1 protein-coding gene is annotated in these 253 nt (G+C 31.2%); it reads left to right on the top strand.

The features are described from left to right. Nucleotides 1–42 precede the first annotated feature (42 nt). On the top strand, nucleotides 43–253 hold a 211-nt coding region (locus NF27_RS01170; RefSeq protein ID WP_152606810.1), incomplete at its 3' end, for a hypothetical protein.

Raw genomic sequence — 253 nt, 5'->3', positions numbered from 1 at the left:
GAAATTAATAATGGTGTAATCATTAGCAAAGCTTTAATCAATATGGCTGGTATTAATGATGATTCTTATATCCAAACCGGTAATGGGTTAAAGCCTGGGAACCAAGGGATAACAATAGCAAATGTAATATTTAGAGATAAATTACAGATTAATGAATTTTGTTCTTTCTATGAAAAGAACTATCCGGGTAGTATACTAAGGCAGTCTCTTGAATGGGAGTTTAAGTCTATAATTTCAATGAAGTTTGAAATGG

Origin of the sequence: Candidatus Jidaibacter acanthamoeba, assembly GCF_000815465.1 — a bacterium.
Classification (GTDB): domain Bacteria; phylum Pseudomonadota; class Alphaproteobacteria; order Rickettsiales; family Midichloriaceae; genus Jidaibacter; species Jidaibacter acanthamoebae.
Note: the sequence above shows the minus strand (reverse complement) of the source record. Positions and strands in the feature narration are given on the sequence as shown.